This window comes from Vibrio sp. RE86 (assembly GCF_013114545.1).
In the GTDB taxonomy this organism is placed as follows: domain Bacteria; phylum Pseudomonadota; class Gammaproteobacteria; order Enterobacterales; family Vibrionaceae; genus Vibrio.
Window position 1 is genome coordinate 55828 of sequence record NZ_VTXI01000014.1, and the last position, 18186, is coordinate 74013.

Consider the following 18186-nt stretch of genomic DNA (forward strand, 5'->3'; position numbering starts at 1 on the left):
CTGACGACTGCTTATCTATTTGCTCAATGCTTTCATTGGGCACTTTATTCAGAATGGTAACAAAAGGAATACAGGTCATGGCCGGAACCAGAAAGTCCAACCGCCGAGAGGAAATTTTGCAAGCGTTAGCAGAAATGCTTGAGTCAAATGAAGGCGCATCGCGCATCACGACGGCTAAGCTTGCTAAACAAGTTGGAGTTTCTGAAGCAGCGCTATATCGCCACTTCCCTAGTAAAGCGCGTATGTTCGAAGGCCTTATCGAATTTATCGAAGAATCTCTGATGTCGCGCATCAACCGTATTCTAGATGAAGAGAAAGATACTCTGACTCGTATTCGACTGGTGTTGCAGTTGATCCTAGCGTTTGCGGAGCGTAACCCAGGTCTTAGCCGTATTCTTTCAGGCCACGCTTTGATGTTTGAAAACGAACGTCTTCGTGAACGAATCAACCAACTGTTTGAACGTATCGAAACCTCTATTCGCCAGATTCTTCGTGAACGTAAGCTGCGTGAAGGTAAATCGTTCCCTGTTGATGAAAAAATCTTAGCCGCGCAACTTTTAGGGCAAGTTGAAGGTAGCCTTAATCGTTTTGTTCGTTCTGATTTTAAATATCAGCCTACCGCTAACTTTGAAGAGTACTGGGCTCTGCTAAGCGCACAAATTAAGTAATCGCTATGACAAAAAAATCGACCGTTGAGAAACCTAAGTTCACACTTGTTCTCCTGCACCCTAAATATTGGGGTGTCTGGCTAGGATTTGGCTTACTTGCTCTTATCGTCAACCTACTCCCTTATTCCGTGCTTTATCGCATCGGACGAGGGATAGGTCAGCTCGGCATGAAAGCGGGTAAGTCGCGAGTCAAAGTGGCTCGTCGCAACCTAGAATTAGCCTTTCCTGATATGAAGCAGGCAGAGCGCGAAAGAATGGTCGAAGAAAACTTTAAAAATACCGGAATGGCTCTAATTGAGACCGGCATTACATGGTTTTGGCCGACTTGGCGCTTTAAGCGTATTTTAGTGGCTAAAGATATTGAGGAACTAAAGCGTTTAGATAACGAAGGCAAAGGCGCTTTGCTTTGCTGTGTACACGCTCTGAACCTTGAAATTACCGCACGTGCTTTTGGTGCTTTGGGCTTGCAAGGCTACGGTGTGTATCGCCCTCATAGCAACCCAGCCTACGAATTTATTCAATACCGAGGTCGCTCTCGCAATGGTAACCAATTAATTTATCGTCGTGATATTAAGCAAATGATTCGCGTACTTCGCGATGGTGAGCGATTATTCTATTTACCTGATCAAGATTACGGTCACAATAAGTCTGTATTCGTCCCATTCTTTGCAGTAGAAGAAGCATGTACAACGACGGGAACTAGCATCCTTGCTTACACTAGCAAATGTGCGATTGTTCCTGGGTCTGGATTTAGAAACCAAAATGGTAAGTACGAAATCATTGCCGACAAGTCGGTTGAGAAAGATTATCCTCAAAAAGATGAGCTAGCGGCAGCCGCCTACATGAATACCTTTGTCGAAGAGATTATCATGCGTGCACCAGAGCAATGGATGTGGCTACACAAACGCTTTAAGTCGCTTCCAGATCGCAATCTAACCAACTCTCGTTATCAATAAAATAGGCACTGCTTGATGAGCAACAACGAAAAAAACAGCATTGATAAACACCTACATAATCCAACCTTTGAGTGGAGCTTTTTGCATCCTAAACATTGGGGGACTTGGATTGGTATTTTCTTTGCCGCACTCTTTGCGTTTATGCCTTTTAGATGGCGTGACACCTTAGCTCGGAAGTTATCGGTATTCGCGGTGCGTAAAAATGGTCGTGTGGTTCGAAGAGCTCGAGTTAACCTTGCGTATTGTTTCCCCGAGAAATCAGAACAAGAGCGCCAAGAGATATTAGAAGAAACCTTCGTCAAGGCGTCTCAATACCTACTTGGTTACTCTGAATTCCTAGTACGCTCGACAAAGCACAATCAAAACCGTGGTGTGATGATTGGCGAAGAAAACATCCTGCCTTTGCTCGATGCTGGAGAAAACGTCATTATCCTTGCCCCTCATGCATGGGCAGTCGACTACCCTGCAGTGATGCTGGCCGCAAAAGGCTACAAAGTGACAACCATCATGAAGCCGCAGAAAAACCCAATCGGTGATTGGTTGATGCAAGTTCAGCGCATGCAGTATGGCGGTCGTATCTTCGCTCGTGATGCTGGGGTAAAACCGTTTGTTCGCTCTATCAAAGATGGCTATTTAGGCTATTGGTTGCCAGATGAAGACTTCGGCCCAGAAAACTCTGTGTTTGTGCCTTTCTTTGCTACCGAAAAAGCGACACTAAAAGGCTTTGGTAAGATGGCTCGCCTCTCTAAGGCAAAAGTTGTTCCTATACTTCCAGCCTACAATGACAAAGCGGGCAAGTATGAAGTACATATTCTACCGGCACTAGAGAACTTCCCAACTGGTGATGAAGAGACGGATGCTCGCGCGATGAACCAAGCGATCGAAGATTTAGTCCGCCCTCGTCCAGAGCAATATATGTGGAATTTATCGCTTCTCAAAACTCGCCGTGACGGTGTTGGTATTTACGATAACTCATAAACACCAAAACGATCTAAAAAGGGGCTGATGTGCACACATCAGCCCCTTTTTTCATTTATTGGTATTGAAGCGATTAAATGCCGTACTCAGCGCGGTACGCTTTTACTGCTTCTAGATGTTCTGCGTCAGTACCTTTCTCTTCTAGGAAAGTCACTAGGTCAGTCAGGCTAACAATTGAGATAATTGCGCAGCCAAAGTCACGCTCAACTTCTTGGATTGCCGACAGCTCACCCTTGCCTTTCTCTTGGCGGTCAATTGCTACTAGCACGCCGGCAAGATCTGCACCGTTTGCTTGAATAATTTCCATAGACTCACGGATTGCTGTACCTGCTGTAATCACATCATCAACAAGCATAATTCGGCCTTCAAGTGCGCTACCTACTAGGTTACCGCCTTCACCGTGATTTTTTGCTTCTTTACGGTTGAAACAGTAAGGCGTATCCACATCGTAATGATCAGCAAGTGCAACCGCTGTCGTCGTCGCAATTGGAATACCTTTATATGCAGGGCCGAATAGTACGTCGAACTCAATGCCAGAATCCGCTAACGCTGCTGCGTAAAAACGACCTAGACGCGCTAGATCACGGCCAGTATTGAAAAGACCAGCGTTAAAGAAGTACGGGCTCTTACGGCCAGACTTTAAAGTAAACTCGCCAAATTTTAGGACTTCTTTCTCTAGTGCAAACTCAATAAATTCACGCTGGTATGCTTTCATTACTTTCTCTCTAAATAAAAGGTCTAGTTGTCTAGACGGTTTATAAACAGATCAAAACTTAGCCTTCACTAAATCTTGATAAAAAAATAGCTTCCTTTTTAGGGGAAGCTATAAAAATCAATTTTCTAACGCCGCCTTCTGCGCCGCTACGATCTCGGTAATACCTTTGGTCGCCGACTCCAGCAACTTCATCAGCTCAGCGTGGGTGAATGGTTCGCCCTCTGCCGTGCCTTGAACTTCGATCATGCGACCATCTTCGGTCATCACAACGTTCATATCGGTATCGGCTGCTGAATCTTCTGTGTACTCCAAGTCACACAGGATATCTTCACCTAAAATGCCTACTGATACCGCTGCTACATGGCCCTTCATTGGATTCGCTTTTAGCTTGCCCTTTTCAACTAGATGTTGGAATGCATCTGCCATCGCAACGCTCGCACCAGAGATAGACGCTGTACGCGTACCGCCATCAGCCTGAATAACATCACAGTCTACTGTCACCATGATTTCACCCATCGCTTCTAAGTCAACGACAGCACGTAGGCTACGAGCAATCAGACGTTGGATTTCCATCGTACGACCACCTTGCTTACCGCTCGCCGCTTCACGACGCATGCGCGAGTGTGTAGAGCGTGGAAGCATACCGTACTCAGCGGTTACCCAGCCTTTACCCTGACCTTTTAGCCAGCGTGGAACGTTCTCTTCAACGGTCGCATTACAAAGTACTTTTGTATTGCCGAATTCAACCAATACAGAACCTTCTGCATAAGCTGTGTAGTTACGAGTAATTTTGATTGGGCGAACTTGGTCCGCCTTGCGATCGTTTGGACGCATGGGCATCTACCTTATATGAAGGGGGAGACGTTTTTGGTTGGAGCAGGATTATAGCGAAGTTTGCTCTTCAAAGCTATCAGTCTGGGATTTGTGCTACTATTGCCTCGCGTTATTTTCAAAGATGATTAAACAGGAAAATTCGATGATCTACAGTATGACAGCCTACGCACGTAAAGAAGTGAAAGGCGATTGGGGCAGTGCCGTATGGGAAATTCGTAGTGTTAACCAACGCTACCTTGAAACCTACTTCCGTCTGCCAGAGCAGTTCCGTGGCCTAGAGCCAGTATTGCGTGAGCGTTTCCGTAAGCGCTTAGCTCGCGGTAAAGTTGAGTGTGCGTTGCGCTTTGAAGCAAACCCTGCTGCAAAAGGTGAGTTAAGCATCAACGAAAACCTAGCACAGCAAGTGATCAACGCTGCAAATCAAGTGATGAAAATGACTGGTGAAGAAAGCCGTCTAAACCCATTCCAAGTAATGAACTGGCCAGGTGTAATGGAAACATCTGAGCAAGATATGGATGCGGTGAACAAAGACCTACTTGGCGCATTTGATGAAGCAGTGACTGACTTCATTGAAGCACGTGGCCGTGAAGGCGAAAACATGAAAGCACTTATCGTTCAGCGTCTAGATGCTATTACTGACGAAGTAGTAAAAGTACGTGCGCGTATGCCTGAAATTTTAGAATGGCAACGTGAGCGACTGTTCTCGAAATTTGAAGAAGCGAAAGTTGAGCTAGAACCTTCTCGTGTTGAGCAAGAGCTTATCTTACTAGCACAAAAATCTGATGTAGCCGAAGAACTAGACCGCCTAGACTCTCACGTGAAAGAAGCGACTAACATCTTGAAAAAAGGTGGCGCATGTGGCCGCCGTCTAGACTTTATGATGCAAGAGTTTAACCGTGAATCAAACACGCTAGCGTCTAAGTCAATCAGCACAGACATCACAGCATCCGGTGTTGAGCTGAAAGTTCTGATTGAACAGATGCGTGAGCAGATCCAAAACATCGAATAAGCTTTCGTTCTAAAAACGAAGCCCGCGATCATCGCGGGCTTTTTTGTTTTCTGATTACTCATCTTTCTCGTGCGTCGTTCTATCGACATACGGCCAATAATGGTGCCCGACTCGAATCACCATGGTGGCTACCGCCAAAATCAACGCCGCAACTGACAGCCAAACCACTAACGTGGAGTCCATCTCTTTCATCCCCAAAGTGATGTAACGCGCTATCGCCATCATCGCAATATAGATTGGGTAACGGACAGGAATCTTACCGTTCATCACAAATTGCTTCACCATCGCGAGCACTTCGAGATAGATAAACATCAATAGAATATCGGTCAACAAGACGCGCTTTTCTGTGAAGACATGGACAAACTCTTCCACGATGGCATACAAGGTCGCGAGCGTGATCGCGATGAGCAGCACAGCCTCAAGCAGGTGGAATATTTTTAGAAATGGCTTACTAAAAGCACTAGGAAGATGGGACGGCATAACCTCAACCCGAGAGAAAACGATTTAAGAATCATTTTAACATGAGAAGCATGACAGAGAAGTGAGTGGTTATCATTCTTTAGTCGATAACCACTCATAGCTCTGAGGTTTACAGCAGCAGTAGGTACGCTAAGAACACCACAGACAGTGCATAGATAATTGGATGTACGTCTTTTCCTTTGCCTGCCACAACCATAGTGAATGCGTAGCTGATAAAGCCCATTGCCATACCGTTCGCTGGAGAGAAGCTCAGTACCGTAAACATAATGGTAAAGAAAGAAGCAATACGAGACTCTTTCTTGTCCCAGTTAATCTGACCTAAACGGCCAATCATGTAGATACCCACGACCACCATCGCTGGCGCAACCATGGCTGCCGAGAAAATCGAAAACAGCGGGTAAAGGAATAGAGAAACAAGGAACAAACCTGAAACCACCACTGCAGCAAGACCCGTTTTTGCACCTTGTGAAGACGCGATACCCGATTCTGAGAAGGCTGTGATTGACGTTGTACCTAGTACCGAACCAATCACAGTACCACCCGCATCGGCAACCAGAGCAGAGCGAGCATTTGGCACCTTACCATCTTTATCAATGATACCCGCATCTCGGCCAACACCGACAATCGTGCTCATGCCATCAAAGAAGTCGACAATCAGGAAGATGAGAACGACGAACATTAGATCAAACATCTTATCGGCAGTCAGACCTGAGAAATCAAAGATTGCGCCAAATGTGCCTGCCATGCTTGGTGGTGCAGTGATAATGTCTGCTGGGATTGGCGCATTAGATGTTCCCATCACCATATCCGCCACAACCGTCAAGATAATCGCACTGATAAACGAGATAAACGTCGCCAGTTTGATATCACGAACCATGCAGCCTAGTGCGATGAAAATACTGATATAAGCGATGATCACTTGTGGGTCAGCAATATTACCCATACCAACTAGAACAAACTTGTTATCAACAATGATGCCCGCGTTTTTGAGACCTAAAAACGCAATGAAGAGACCAAGAGAGACGGTAATCGCATTTTTAAGATCATCTGGAATCGATTCAATCAGAGACTTACGAATGTTGGTCAAAGAGAGCAGTAAATAAACCACACCCGATAGGAAGATACCAAATAGTGCTTCATTCCAAACCAGAGCAACCGAGCCACTTAGCAACATCCCTTTGAAGAAGCCATTCATGCTCATACCTGGTGCTAGCATCACTGGGTAATTACCCCATACGCCCATAATGAACGTCGCAATCGCCGCTGCAAGTGCTGTTGCGGTAAAGACTGCACCTTTATCCATCCCAGGAATACCACCCAAAATAGCTGGGTTTACCGCTAAGATATAGCTCATGGCTAAGAAGGTAATAAAGCCAGCGTACAGCTCTGTACCTAGGGTTGTTTTTCGCTCAGAGAGTTTAAACACAGACTCAAGCATGCCAGAGTTTTTCTGCGCTTTAAGGGTTGAATCGAGACTCACAATAAAACCTATACGATTAAAATTAAGGGATAACGGTACAAATGCTGTGAGCGAAAAAAGGAGAGTGTCGCCACTAAAAACTGTAGTTACTAAGGTAGGCTTAGCGGTAGAAACATCTAATCCATTTCATCAGACATATACAGCATTTAATCGTTTGCGCGAATTGTAAGGAAGTCGAATAAAAACTCAACGATTATTTGAGCAGATTCACAAAAACAAGCGAACGATTGCTCTGCATCAATATCAAGATGATTGACAAACCCAAGCTATCAATAGGCTCAAAAGTGAATCTAGTTGTCCTAAATAGCCGTATTATGCTACTCTTCGCCTCCATTTTTCTGGCCTAAATTTCACCACTTCGGTGTATCAAACGGGTCAGTGCTATCTTTATATATGTCAGCATGTCTCTGCTGACGGTTATCAATCCAAATGTGAGATCGTACCTATGGGTAAAGGCACTCTATATATCGTATCTGCACCAAGTGGTGCTGGAAAATCTAGTCTGATTTCAGCCATGCTAGAAACTAACCCAACCTACGCGATGAAAGTGTCGGTCTCTCATACAACTCGTGGCATGCGCCCAGGCGAGCAAGATGGTGTCCACTACCACTTTGTTCAAAAGGAGCACTTTGAAGATCTGATTGCTAAAGGCGAGTTCCTTGAGTACGCAGAAGTGTTCGGCAACTACTACGGCACCTCACAGGTTTGGATTGAAAGCAACCTAGATAAAGGCATTGATGTGTTCCTAGATATTGACTGGCAAGGCGCTCGTCAGATTCGTGAACAAATGCCTCAAGCAAAAAGCCTGTTCATCCTGCCACCATCAAACGGTGAGCTAGAGCGTCGCCTAAATGCTCGTGGTCAGGATAGCGATGCCGTCATTGCTAAGCGCATGGCGGAAGCAAAATCAGAAATCTCACACTACAGCGAATACGATTACGTAATCGTAAATGACGATTTCGACACTGCACTGATGGACTTTAAAGCAATCATCCGCGCAGAAAGATTGAAGCAAGACAAGCAAGCTGCTAAATATAAAGGCATGCTTGATGCGCTTTTAGCTGAGTAAATATCAGGAAACACAAACAGATCCTAGACACTAGGAACTGTCAGCCTGTATAATTTCTCGTCATTCAAAATTTTAGTTAACTAATTTGGAGTTCTCATGGCACGCGTAACTGTTCAAGACGCTGTTGAAAAAGTTGGCAACCGTTTCGACCTAGTTCTAATTGCGGCACGCCGCGCTCGTCAAATGCAAACTGGTGGCAAAGATTCACTAGTGCCAGAGGAGAATGATAAGCAAACGGTTATCGCTCTACGCGAAATCGAAGAAGGCCTTATCACTAAAGAGATCCTTGATGCACGTGAGCGTCAAGAGCAGCAAGAGCAAGAAGCCGCTGAACTAGCCGCTGTAAGCAGCATCGCTCACAGCCGTTAATTCGCCCCTCTTTTACAACTATCTTCCGGGCCTAAAGTTTGTATCTATTTGATAGCCTTAAAGACGTTGCCCAAGAATACCTAACAGAGCCTCAAATTGAGGCTCTGCGTCAATCTTATGTGGTAGCGAAAGATGCCCATGAAGGGCAAACCCGCTCTAGCGGCGAACCTTATATCATCCACCCTGTTGCTGTTGCTCGAATCTTGGCTGAAATGCGCCTTGATATCGAGACACTCCAAGCAGCTCTGCTTCACGACGTAATCGAAGACACTGAAGTCACCAAAGAGGAGCTAGAAGCTCAATTTGGCAATACCGTTGCTGAGCTTGTGGATGGCGTATCTAAGCTTGATAAGCTTAAGTTCCGTGATCGCAAGGAAGCACAGGCTGAAAACTTCCGTAAGATGGTTCTTGCCATGGTGCAAGACATCCGCGTTATTCTGATTAAGCTTGCTGACCGTACTCATAACATGCGTACACTTGGCGCGCTTCGTCCAGACAAAAAACGTCGTATCGCACGTGAAACGCTAGAAATTTACTCTCCTTTGGCGCACCGCCTTGGTATCCACAACATCAAAACTGAGTTAGAAGAACTTGGCTTTGAAGCGCTCTACCCGAACCGTTATCGCGTTCTTAAAGAAGTAGTGAAAGCCGCGCGTGGTAACCGTAAAGAGATGATTCAGCGTATCCACACTGAGATTGAAGGTCGCCTTGAAGAAGTAGGTCTGACAGCTCGTGTGTTTGGCCGAGAAAAGAACCTTTTCTCCATCTACAACAAGATGAAGACCAAAGAGCAGCGTTTCCATACCATAATGGACATTTACGCGTTCCGTGTTGTTGTTGATAACGCAGATACCTGTTACCGAGTGCTTGGTCAGGTGCATAGCCTGTATAAGCCACGTCCAGGCCGCATGAAAGATTATATTGCCGTACCAAAAGCGAACGGCTACCAATCGATTCATACGTCAATGGTTGGCCCTCACGGTGTCCCTGTTGAAGTTCAGATCCGTACTGAAGATATGGATCAGATGGCAGACAAAGGTGTCGCAGCACACTGGTCATACAAAGGTAATGGCGATCGCACTGGCACAACGGCTCAGGTTAAAGCACAACGTTGGATGCAAAGCCTACTTGAGCTTCAACAAAGTGCGGGTAACTCATTCGAATTTATCGAGAACGTTAAATCGGATCTGTTCCCAGATGAGATTTATGTCTTTACGCCAAAAGGTCGTATCGTTGAATTGCCGGTAGGCGCAACAGCAGTAGACTTTGCTTATGCAGTGCACACTGACGTAGGTAACACGTGTGTGGGTGCTCGCGTTGATCGCAATCCGTATCCACTGAGTAAGTCTCTGAAAAACGGCCAGACGATTGAAATCATCAGTGCGCCTGGAGCAAGGCCAAATGCCGCATGGCTTAACTATGTGGTGACATCACGCGCTCGTACTAAGATCCGTCAGGTTCTGAAAACAATGCGCCGTGAAGAGTCAATCACACTAGGTCGCCGCCTACTAAATCACGCTCTAGGTGAGCATTCTCTGTCCGACATCAGCGAAGATAACATCAGCCATGTATTGGGTGATCTTAAAATCGAGTCGCTGGATGACTTATTGGCAGATATTGGTCTAGGTGAACTGATGAGTATCGTGATTGCACGACGCTTACTAGGTGATGCCGACGAGCTGACTGAAGTTGAAAGCGGCAGTGAAGATGCAAACAAGAAGAAACTGCCTATCCGTGGTGCGGAAGGTATATTGCTGACGTTTGCCAACTGTTGTCACCCGATCCCAGACGATCACATCATTGCGCATGTATCACCAGGCCGTGGCTTGGTTGTTCACCGTGAGATGTGTCCAAACGTACGTGGCTACCAAAAAGAGCCAGACAAGTACATGGCGGTCGAATGGTCTGAAGATTACGACAAAGAGTTCATTACTGAAGTCACCGTCGATGTGCAAAACCGCCAAGGTGCACTAGCCGAACTGACTAACGTTATTTCGAAGACGGGTTCGAATATTCACGGTCTATCGACGGAAGAGCGTGATGGTCGCCTATACACAGTGACCGTTCTGCTAACGACTAAAGATCGCGTTCATCTAGCGGGTATTATGCGTAAGATTAAAGCGATGCCACACACGCTAAAAGTACGTCGCCGCCGAAACTAACTCGGACAAAAAATAGAATATAAATGTCCTTGAAGCTTCTGGTTTCAAGGGCATTTTTGTAATTGAAGAGTCATTATGAATTTAGAACGCTACCACCGAATTCAAGAAGTATTAAAAGCTCGTCAAGCAGACCTAACTCTGTGTCTTGAAGAGGTGCACAAACCTAACAATGTCTCGGCAGTGATCCGAACTGCGGACGCCACGGGTATCCATAAGATTCATGCTGTGTGGCCTAACGAAATGCGCACCCTAAGCCATACTTCAGCGGGCGCACGTAACTGGGTTGATGTCGATACTCATGACTCAATCGAAGACGCCATCACCGAGCTCAAAGCTCAAGGTATGCAAGTACTGGTTACCAACCTCTCTGACACCGCCGTTGATTTCCGCGAGATTGACTACACCAAACCAACAGCCATTATCTTAGGCAGTGAGAAAGTCGGTGCTTCTGAAAAAGCCAAGCAGCTTGCTGATCAGGATATCATTGTGCCTATGGTTGGCATGGTTCAGTCACTCAATGTTTCAGTAGCCAGTGCCGTGATCTTGTACGAAGCACAGCGTCAACGTGAAGCGGCTGGCATGTACGACAATGAAGTGAGTTCAGTACCTGAAGAGACGATTCACCGCCTACTGTTTGAACGTGGCCACCCTGTCCTAGCAAAGGTCGCGAAGCGCAAAGGCCTCGCATACCCACCACTAGACGACCAAGGTCAGATCGTTGCAGACGACGACTGGTGGGCAGAGATGCAGAAGAAGTAGTATTTTCCCTGTACAAAAACACAGCTCGGTGGTTAACTATTACTAACTTATAGAACGACTTATCGAGCTTTTTATGTCCCAACTGCTATCTGCTATTCCTTTAACTTCACTGACTGGTGTCGGAGCCAAAGTCGCAGAGAAGCTAGCAAAGGTTGGGCTCGTCACCGTTCAAGATCTTCTCTTTCACCTTCCTCTTCGCTATGAAGATCGCACTCGAATCTATCCCATCGCTAAACTGCACGCAGGACTCTGGGCTGCCGTGCAAGGTAAAGTGATGAGCGTCGATACCCTGTTTGGCAAACGAAAGATGTTGGCGGTAAAAATCAGCGATGGTAACGGCACGATTACGCTGCGTTTTTTCAATTTTTCCGCAGGGATGAAAAACAATTTTGCTGAAGGTAAAACCGTACACGCTTATGGTGAAATAAAACGCGGTGGCTATGGGCTCGAAATCGTTCACCCTGACTACAAATTTTATGCGCCGAACCAAAAAGCCGATGTCGAGCAAACTTTGACGCCTGTCTATCCAACCACAGACGGTTTACGTCAAATCACACTGCGCAACCTCACTGAACAAGCACTCGAGTTACTCGATAAAGCGGCGGTTCAAGAGCTCCTGCCGAATGGGCTTTACGATCAGCAAACCACACTTGCACAAGCTCTGCATACTATCCATCGGCCTCAGCCAAACATCGACTTAGAACAATTTGATGAAGGTAAACACCCTGCTCAGATTCGTCTCATTATGGAGGAGTTACTGGCTCAGAACCTATCGATGCTTTCAGTTCGTAGCAAGGGCCAAAAAGACGCAGCTTTACCTTTAGCACCAAAGGACTCTCTAAAGCAAAAGCTGCTTGATCAGTTACCCTTCTCACCGACAAATGCCCAAGCCAGAGTGGTCAAAGAGATTGAGCAGGACCTAGAAAAACCACACCCAATGATGCGTTTGGTTCAAGGGGATGTTGGCTCGGGTAAAACCCTAGTAGCCGCATTAGCGGCAGTCAGAGCTTTAGAGCATGGCTACCAAGTCGCTCTCATGGCACCAACCGAACTACTCGCAGAGCAACATGCCATCAACTTTGCCAATTGGCTTGACCCCATGGGGATTAAAGTCGGCTGGCTCGCGGGTAAACTCAAAGGCAAAGCGAAAGAGGCAGAGCTGGCGAATATTGCCAGTGGCGAAGCGCAAATGGTCGTTGGTACCCACGCGCTGTTCCAAGAGCATGTTGAGTTTCATCACCTTGCACTAGTGATTATTGATGAGCAGCACCGTTTTGGTGTTCATCAGCGTTTGGAACTGCGTGAGAAAGGCGAAAGACAAGGTGCTTTCCCACACCAATTAATCATGACAGCCACACCGATTCCTCGTACTTTGGCGATGACAGCATATGCGGATCTTGAAACCTCAATTATCGATGAACTACCGCCAGGCCGAACACCGATTCAAACCGTCGCGATCCCTGACACCAAGCGTGATGATATCGTCGAACGCGTTCGTCATGCTTGTTTGAATGAAGGTAAGCAAGCTTACTGGGTCTGTACCCTGATCGATGAGTCTGAAGTGCTAGAAGCACAAGCTGCCGCCGATACCGCAGAAGATCTGCAACGTAAGCTACCAGACGTCAAAATCGGTTTGGTTCACGGCCGAATGAAACCTGCCGAAAAACAAGCCGTGATGCAGGACTTTAAAGACAATAAACTCCACCTATTGGTTGCGACGACGGTCATTGAAGTCGGTGTGGATGTACCAAACTCAAGCCTGATGATCATCGAAAACCCAGAGCGACTTGGCCTTGCTCAGCTCCACCAGCTAAGAGGCCGTGTAGGTCGTGGTAGCGTCGCGAGTCACTGTGTATTGCTCTACCATTCACCGCTATCAAAAACAGCGCAAAAACGCTTAAGCGTACTGCGTGAAAGTAACGATGGCTTTGTTATTGCTCAGCGTGATTTAGAGATCCGGGGCCCGGGAGAACTATTGGGCACCAAACAGACAGGTATGGCCGATTTCAAGATTGCCGATTTAGTGCGTGATCAGAGATTAATTCCCGAAGTTCAGCGCATCGCCCGTCACATTCATGATAATTATCCTGAGAATGCGGTTGCGATTATTGACCGTTGGTTGGGTGATAGGGATGTCTATTCGAAGGCGTAATAACTGTCACCCTCAAGAGTGAGGAACGGAGGTGTTAGGGATCGCTTAACGCAAGTAGAGAACTTAAAAAGACTCCCTACTCGCTCCTTCGTCACTCTATGGAATGACTATAAGGACTTATCAGTCCTTCACTTGCAGGATCTCGCCCCAAGGCAAGTTTTCATCGCCCAAAACAATAAAGTTCGGGTTCTCTAATGTATCACGCTCATTGTAGGAAAGTGGCTCAAGTTGAGTACTCAAGATACGCCCACCCGCTTCTTCCACAATACATTGGGTTGCCGCGGTATCCCACTCACCTGTCGGGCCTAAACGTAAGTAACAATCCACAGCCCCTTCCGCGACTAAGCAAGCTTTAAGAGCAGCAGAGCCCAATGGAACAAGATCATAATTCCACGCGCTACTCATACGGCTGGTGATGCGATTGATGTCTTGGCGGCGACTGATGGCCATCGCAATCGGACTCTTAGGGCCATCGTGCTGATGCGTTTTAATTCGAACGCTTTCATTAAGATCAGGGATCTTCCAAGCACCTTTACCTTGATATGCATAGTAGGTTACCCCTGAAACTGGGCCGTAAACGACGCCCATCACGGGTTTGTTATTCTCAATCAGAGCAATGATGGTGGCAAAGTCACCACTGCGAGCAATAAACTCTTGGGTTCCATCAAGCGGGTCCACCAGCCAGTATCTATTCCACTGAGACCGCTTCTCTAGGCTAATATCCGCCGCTTCTTCAGAAAGCACCGGGATATCTGGCGTTAAGTCAGTCAGCTTTTCAACGATCAACTTGTGTGCAGCGATATCAGCACTGGTCACTGGGGTTTCGTCGCTTTTGGTAAACGCTTCGTACTCTTTCTTCTCGTAAATATCGAGAGTTAACTGCCCAGCCGAACGAGCAATTTCGATAACGGAGGGTAAATGATGGGAAAGGTCTTCTGTTATTGGCATAAAAATTCCTTTGCGCTTGCGCTTCACTCCTTTACATCAAGAAGATAATTATTGTTTTAGAATGCGCAGAGCGAGTAATAGCGCAGTAATACTACGCGCTTCACTAAAGTCGAGGTGCGTCAGCAGTTCTTCAGCTTGCGCTAACGGCCAACGAACCACATCTAATGGTTCAGGTTCATCACCTTCTAATTTTTCTGAGTATAGATCTTCGGCGATAAATAAGGTCATTTTGCTTGAGAAATAAGAAGGAGCTAAGACCACCTCTTTCAGTGGCGTCAACTTATTCGCCCCTTGGCCTATTTCCTCTTTCAACTCTCGAATCGCGGCTTGCTCAGCACTCTCTCCTGGGTCAATCAAACCTTTAGGAAAGCCAAGTTCATAGCGTTCTGTACCCGCTGCGTACTCTCGCACCAACAAAATATCACCTTGCTCAGTAATCGGCACCATCATCACGGCATTACGACCACTCGGCTTCATCCGTTCATAAGTACGCTCTTCACCATTACTGAAGCGTAGATCAAGCGCCTCAATAGCAAACAGTCGAGACTGTGCAACGGTTTGTTTATCAAGTATTTCTGGTGGAGTACGTTTAGCCACAAGCCCGTTCCTTAGCAAAAGTTGAAGATATTAATATATGAGAAATCATAGCTATTTGAAAACAAAAAAGGGTTGGCAAATTTGCCAACCCTCTCGTTTCATTCAATATTGAGCTATCACTTAGTAGTAAGAGTGCTCACCACGGTCATGCTCTGTTGCATCACGTACCGCTGATAGTTCACCTTCGAACTGTTGTAACAACTCTTTCTCGATGCCTTCTTTCAGTGTTACGTCAACCATAGAACAACCGTTACAACCACCACCAAAGGCAACAATCGCAACACCTTGGTCTGTAATTTCAACTAGGCTTACATGACCACCGTGACCAGCAAGCTGTGGGTTAACCTGAGTTTGGATAACATACTCAACTCGCTCTACAAGCGGTGCATCATCAGAAACTTTACGCATTTTCGCGTTTGGTGCTTTCAGTGTTAGCTGAGAACCCATTTTGTCAGTGACAAAGTCAATTTCTGCATCTTCAAGGAACGGTAAGCTCAATTCGTCTACGTAAGCAGAAAAATCTGCGTAAGCAAACTCAGTATCCGTCGCTTCTATCGCTTCAGTAGGACAGTAAGAAACGCCACACTCAGCATTCTGAGTTCCTGGGTTTACAACGAATACGCGAATGTTTGTGCCTTCTGGCTGTTGGCTCAGTAGGTTCGCAAAGTGCGACTGAGCGTTTTCTGTAATAGTAATAGGATTTGACACGACGAATACCTGAGTAAATTTGTAGGCTATTTAGTCACCATTCTACTCCTCAAAATTTCAAGATCTAGCCTTTTGGTAAAAATCGACTAGCGTGAAGGTTCAGGAGTCCGGCAGATGCAGTAAATATCAACGGTTTTCACGCCTGCATCAAGCAGTAATTTACATAAATGATGCACCGTACTTCCTGTGGTTAGAACATCATCAACAATTGCGACATGACTGGCGGAGATGTCAGATTTTAGTTCGAACGCAGCGTCGAGATTGTGCTGTCTTTGTTGCTTGTTTAACCCTTTTTGCTGTGGTGTTGCGCGCGTTCGGCGGAAAAGAGGTTGATAAGGTCGATTGAGTTGCTTTGCCAACTCAATTGCGATCAGTTCGCTTTGGTTAAAGCCTCTTGCCCAATGTCGCGCCCAATGCAGCGGTACACTGGTTACCACATCAGCAGGATGATCAATCCTTGGTGACAACAACTGAGATAGTTTTGTTGCTTGCCAGAACTGACGTTCGTATTTCAAGCGATGAACATAATCCGAGAGGGGCGCTTGATAATCACCTACGCAATAGATCCCTTGCCAAAGCGGTGGCTTAACCAAACATAAACCACACATTGCCATGTTAACAGCTGTCGGCAAACCACATCGTTGGCAACGGGGTTGCGGTTGAAAGTGTTCAAGGCAACAGTGACAGAAAGGCCCTTCCTCCTTATTCAAGGGTAAACGGCATAACTCACAGTCAACGGGCAACAGGTCCGCGATGTATTTCCCCACTCTTTGCGCTAACATGGCAGCCACTCATACAATGAACTCGCACCTATTGTCTGGTGTAGATGGTAAGTTTAAGGATGGATATAGTGGCACTTAATGAGAGCAAAATGGAAACTCTGTACTGGCAAACCAACGGTGAGGGAGAAGAGATCGTACTTGTCCATGGTTGGGGTATGAACGGAGCCGTTTGGCAACAAACCGTCGAAGCTCTCAGCCAGCACTATCGTGTTCATGTCGTCGACCTGCCCGGGTTTGGCCATAGCCATCAAGCCTCTTTCAGCAATATGGATGATTTAGCCGAGCAGGTACTGCGTGACGCACCCGAACATGCCACTTGGTTAGGTTGGTCACTCGGAGGCTTATTAGCCACACATATTGCTCTAAACCATCCGCAGCGAGTAAAACAGCTCATCACGGTTGCGAGCTCACCAAAATTTGCCGCAGAAAGACCATGGCGAGGCATTCAGCCTAAAGTGCTGTCTGCTTTTACTGAGCAGTTGGTTGAAGATTTTCAGCTCACCATCGAGCGTTTTATGGCCCTGCAAGCGATGGGCAGCCCCTCTGCTCGCCAAGACGTAAAACAACTTAAGAAAGCCGTACTTTCACGACCAAGCCCGAATCCGGCATCACTATTGGCCGGTCTAAACTTACTTGCGGATATTGACTATCGAGCTGAACTGGAGGGACTCACCATTCCGACGCTTCGCCTCTATGGTCGTCTTGATGGTCTGGTGCCCGTCAAAGTCGCGACCGATGTGGATGCGCTTATCCCCCATAGCGAAAGCTTTACCTTTAACGAATCTTCTCACGCTCCGTTTATGACTGAGTTAGACAGCTTCTGCCAACAAGTTCGCGCTTTTATTAATTAGCCAGTTCTTCTCTGAGCTGTCACCATAAGTGCAACAGGTTGCTAATTAGTATTAAACCTTTGGCGAGATTGGTCGATAAATAGACTAACCCACGAAGTGAATCGCTTCTAAGGTTGGGCGTGAGGAGACCAAACGATGCTCGTATCACCTACGAACGTAAGTGTTCCACTTATCGCCCCATCGGTTAATGTACAAACGGAACAAGCAGCACGTGATAACAAAGTGCGCGAGCCGATTGCTCCACCAGTAGCATTAGCTAAGAGTAACGCTGAACGAAAAATTACCGCAGATGATAAGCGACGAAAGCAATCTTCATGGGATCCATCAGAGCACCCAGGCTACGAGACGGAAGAAGATGAAGGAGCTATTTCAACTTATCAGGCGAAGCCAGAGAGTGCACTCGATAGGCTTTTCCAACTGCTGTCATTACACAGTTATAGCGAACATCAAGGTAAAGGCTATGCCATGCGTTTTCGCTTGCCGAAGCGCATAATCGATGCGGCGATAGCAGAAGGGACAATGGCAAAGCGCAGAACTGTAATTAAATTCCATTACGGTCATGCTGTTGCCCCAAATACTCCTTCTGATGTCATTGCGGTGTTGTAGTCCCTATGGTTTTCTATGGGAAATACCGAAAAAAAATCCCCGCCAGTATCACTACTGCGGGGA

The 18186-nt window shown here is 46.5% G+C and carries 19 protein-coding genes and 1 riboswitch; of the genes, 11 read left to right on the plus strand and 8 right to left on the minus strand.

Annotation, left to right across the window (positions count from 1 at the left end):
- Nucleotides 1-77: 77 nt before the first annotated feature.
- Genes slmA through lpxM form a run of 3 tightly spaced genes read left to right on the plus strand, consistent with a single transcriptional unit; the run spans nt 78 to nt 2602 of the window.
- Complete coding sequence (gene slmA / locus F0231_RS13955; RefSeq protein ID WP_004410873.1) at nt 78-668, plus strand: nucleoid occlusion factor SlmA; 591 nt, start codon at nt 78-80, stop codon at nt 666-668.
- Between the two features lie 5 nt (nt 669-673).
- Nucleotides 674-1624: a Kdo(2)-lipid IV(A) acyltransferase gene (locus F0231_RS13960; protein ID WP_171760316.1), complete on the plus strand. Its 951-nt coding sequence runs from the start codon at nt 674-676 to the stop codon at nt 1622-1624.
- Nucleotides 1625-1639: 15 nt separating this feature from the next.
- Nucleotides 1640-2602 carry a lauroyl-Kdo(2)-lipid IV(A) myristoyltransferase gene (lpxM, locus tag F0231_RS13965; protein ID WP_171760317.1) on the plus strand — a complete coding sequence of 321 codons (963 nt, stop codon included), beginning with the start codon at nt 1640-1642 and terminating at the stop codon, nt 2600-2602.
- 73 nt (nt 2603-2675) lie between these two features.
- On the opposite strand, the gene pyrE is transcribed toward lpxM, so the two are convergent.
- Together pyrE and rph are read right to left on the minus strand one after the other, a co-directional pair.
- Nucleotides 2676-3317 (minus strand): orotate phosphoribosyltransferase, encoded by a 642-nt coding sequence (pyrE, locus tag F0231_RS13970; protein ID WP_171760318.1) that lies wholly within the window; start codon nt 3315-3317, stop codon nt 2676-2678.
- A gap of 117 nt (nt 3318-3434) precedes the next feature.
- Nucleotides 3435-4151, minus strand: a complete 717-nt coding sequence (gene rph, locus F0231_RS13975; protein WP_004410877.1) for a ribonuclease PH — start codon at nt 4149-4151, stop codon at nt 3435-3437.
- 142 nt (nt 4152-4293) lie between these two features.
- On the opposite strand from rph, the gene F0231_RS13980 reads away from it, so the two are divergent.
- Entirely contained in the window at nt 4294-5160 is an 867-nt protein-coding gene (locus F0231_RS13980; protein WP_171760319.1) for a YicC/YloC family endoribonuclease, read from the plus strand.
- 54 nt (nt 5161-5214) lie between these two features.
- Here F0231_RS13980 and F0231_RS13985 read toward each other — a convergent pair whose 3' ends face one another.
- Nucleotides 5215-5640, minus strand: a complete 426-nt coding sequence (locus F0231_RS13985; protein ID WP_171760320.1) for a phosphate-starvation-inducible protein PsiE — start codon at nt 5638-5640, stop codon at nt 5215-5217.
- 109 nt (nt 5641-5749) lie between these two features.
- Nucleotides 5750-7120: an NCS2 family permease gene (locus tag F0231_RS13990; protein ID WP_171760321.1), complete on the minus strand. Its 1371-nt coding sequence runs from the start codon at nt 7118-7120 to the stop codon at nt 5750-5752.
- 63 nt (nt 7121-7183) lie between these two features.
- Nucleotides 7184-7283, minus strand: a riboswitch (purine riboswitch).
- Nucleotides 7284-7565: 282 nt separating this feature from the next.
- Between F0231_RS13990 and gmk the strand changes: the two genes are divergently transcribed.
- From gmk to recG, 5 genes are all read left to right on the plus strand, one after another.
- Nucleotides 7566-8189: a guanylate kinase gene (gene gmk, locus F0231_RS13995; RefSeq protein ID WP_171760322.1), complete on the plus strand. Its 624-nt coding sequence runs from the start codon at nt 7566-7568 to the stop codon at nt 8187-8189.
- Nucleotides 8190-8285: 96 nt separating this feature from the next.
- Nucleotides 8286-8558 carry a DNA-directed RNA polymerase subunit omega gene (gene rpoZ, locus F0231_RS14000; RefSeq protein ID WP_004410883.1) on the plus strand — a complete coding sequence of 91 codons (273 nt, stop codon included), beginning with the start codon at nt 8286-8288 and terminating at the stop codon, nt 8556-8558.
- A 38-nt stretch (nt 8559-8596) separates the two neighbouring features.
- A complete protein-coding gene (spoT, locus tag F0231_RS14005) occupies nt 8597-10720 on the plus strand; it encodes a bifunctional GTP diphosphokinase/guanosine-3',5'-bis pyrophosphate 3'-pyrophosphohydrolase (RefSeq protein WP_171760323.1) in 2124 nt (707 codons plus the stop codon).
- A gap of 75 nt (nt 10721-10795) precedes the next feature.
- Nucleotides 10796-11479, plus strand: a complete 684-nt coding sequence (trmH, locus tag F0231_RS14010; protein ID WP_171760324.1) for a tRNA (guanosine(18)-2'-O)-methyltransferase TrmH — start codon at nt 10796-10798, stop codon at nt 11477-11479.
- A gap of 73 nt (nt 11480-11552) precedes the next feature.
- Complete coding sequence (recG, locus tag F0231_RS14015) at nt 11553-13631, plus strand: ATP-dependent DNA helicase RecG (protein WP_171760325.1); 2079 nt, start codon at nt 11553-11555, stop codon at nt 13629-13631.
- Nucleotides 13632-13751: 120 nt separating this feature from the next.
- Here the strand turns inward: recG and cysQ are convergent, their stop codons facing one another.
- From cysQ to F0231_RS14035, 4 genes are all read right to left on the minus strand, one after another.
- On the minus strand, nt 13752-14579 hold the full coding sequence (gene cysQ / locus F0231_RS14020) for a 3'(2'),5'-bisphosphate nucleotidase CysQ (protein WP_171760326.1): 828 nt from the start codon (nt 14577-14579) through the stop codon (nt 13752-13754).
- 48 nt (nt 14580-14627) lie between these two features.
- Nucleotides 14628-15176: an ADP compounds hydrolase NudE gene (gene nudE, locus F0231_RS14025; RefSeq protein ID WP_171760327.1), complete on the minus strand. Its 549-nt coding sequence runs from the start codon at nt 15174-15176 to the stop codon at nt 14628-14630.
- 120 nt (nt 15177-15296) lie between these two features.
- Nucleotides 15297-15884 carry a Fe-S biogenesis protein NfuA gene (nfuA, locus tag F0231_RS14030; RefSeq protein ID WP_171760328.1) on the minus strand — a complete coding sequence of 196 codons (588 nt, stop codon included), beginning with the start codon at nt 15882-15884 and terminating at the stop codon, nt 15297-15299.
- Nucleotides 15885-15970: 86 nt separating this feature from the next.
- A complete protein-coding gene (locus F0231_RS14035) occupies nt 15971-16516 on the minus strand; it encodes a ComF family protein (protein WP_367613478.1) in 546 nt (181 codons plus the stop codon).
- A 239-nt stretch (nt 16517-16755) separates the two neighbouring features.
- Here F0231_RS14035 and bioH point away from each other — a divergent pair, with 239 nt between their 5' ends.
- Both bioH and F0231_RS14045 read left to right on the plus strand, forming a co-directional pair.
- Complete coding sequence (bioH, locus tag F0231_RS14040; RefSeq protein WP_253825799.1) at nt 16756-17517, plus strand: pimeloyl-ACP methyl ester esterase BioH; 762 nt, start codon at nt 16756-16758, stop codon at nt 17515-17517.
- Between the two features lie 135 nt (nt 17518-17652).
- Nucleotides 17653-18123, plus strand: a complete 471-nt coding sequence (locus tag F0231_RS14045) for an ATP-dependent Lon protease (RefSeq protein ID WP_171760331.1) — start codon at nt 17653-17655, stop codon at nt 18121-18123.
- Nucleotides 18124-18186: the final 63 nt, after the last annotated feature.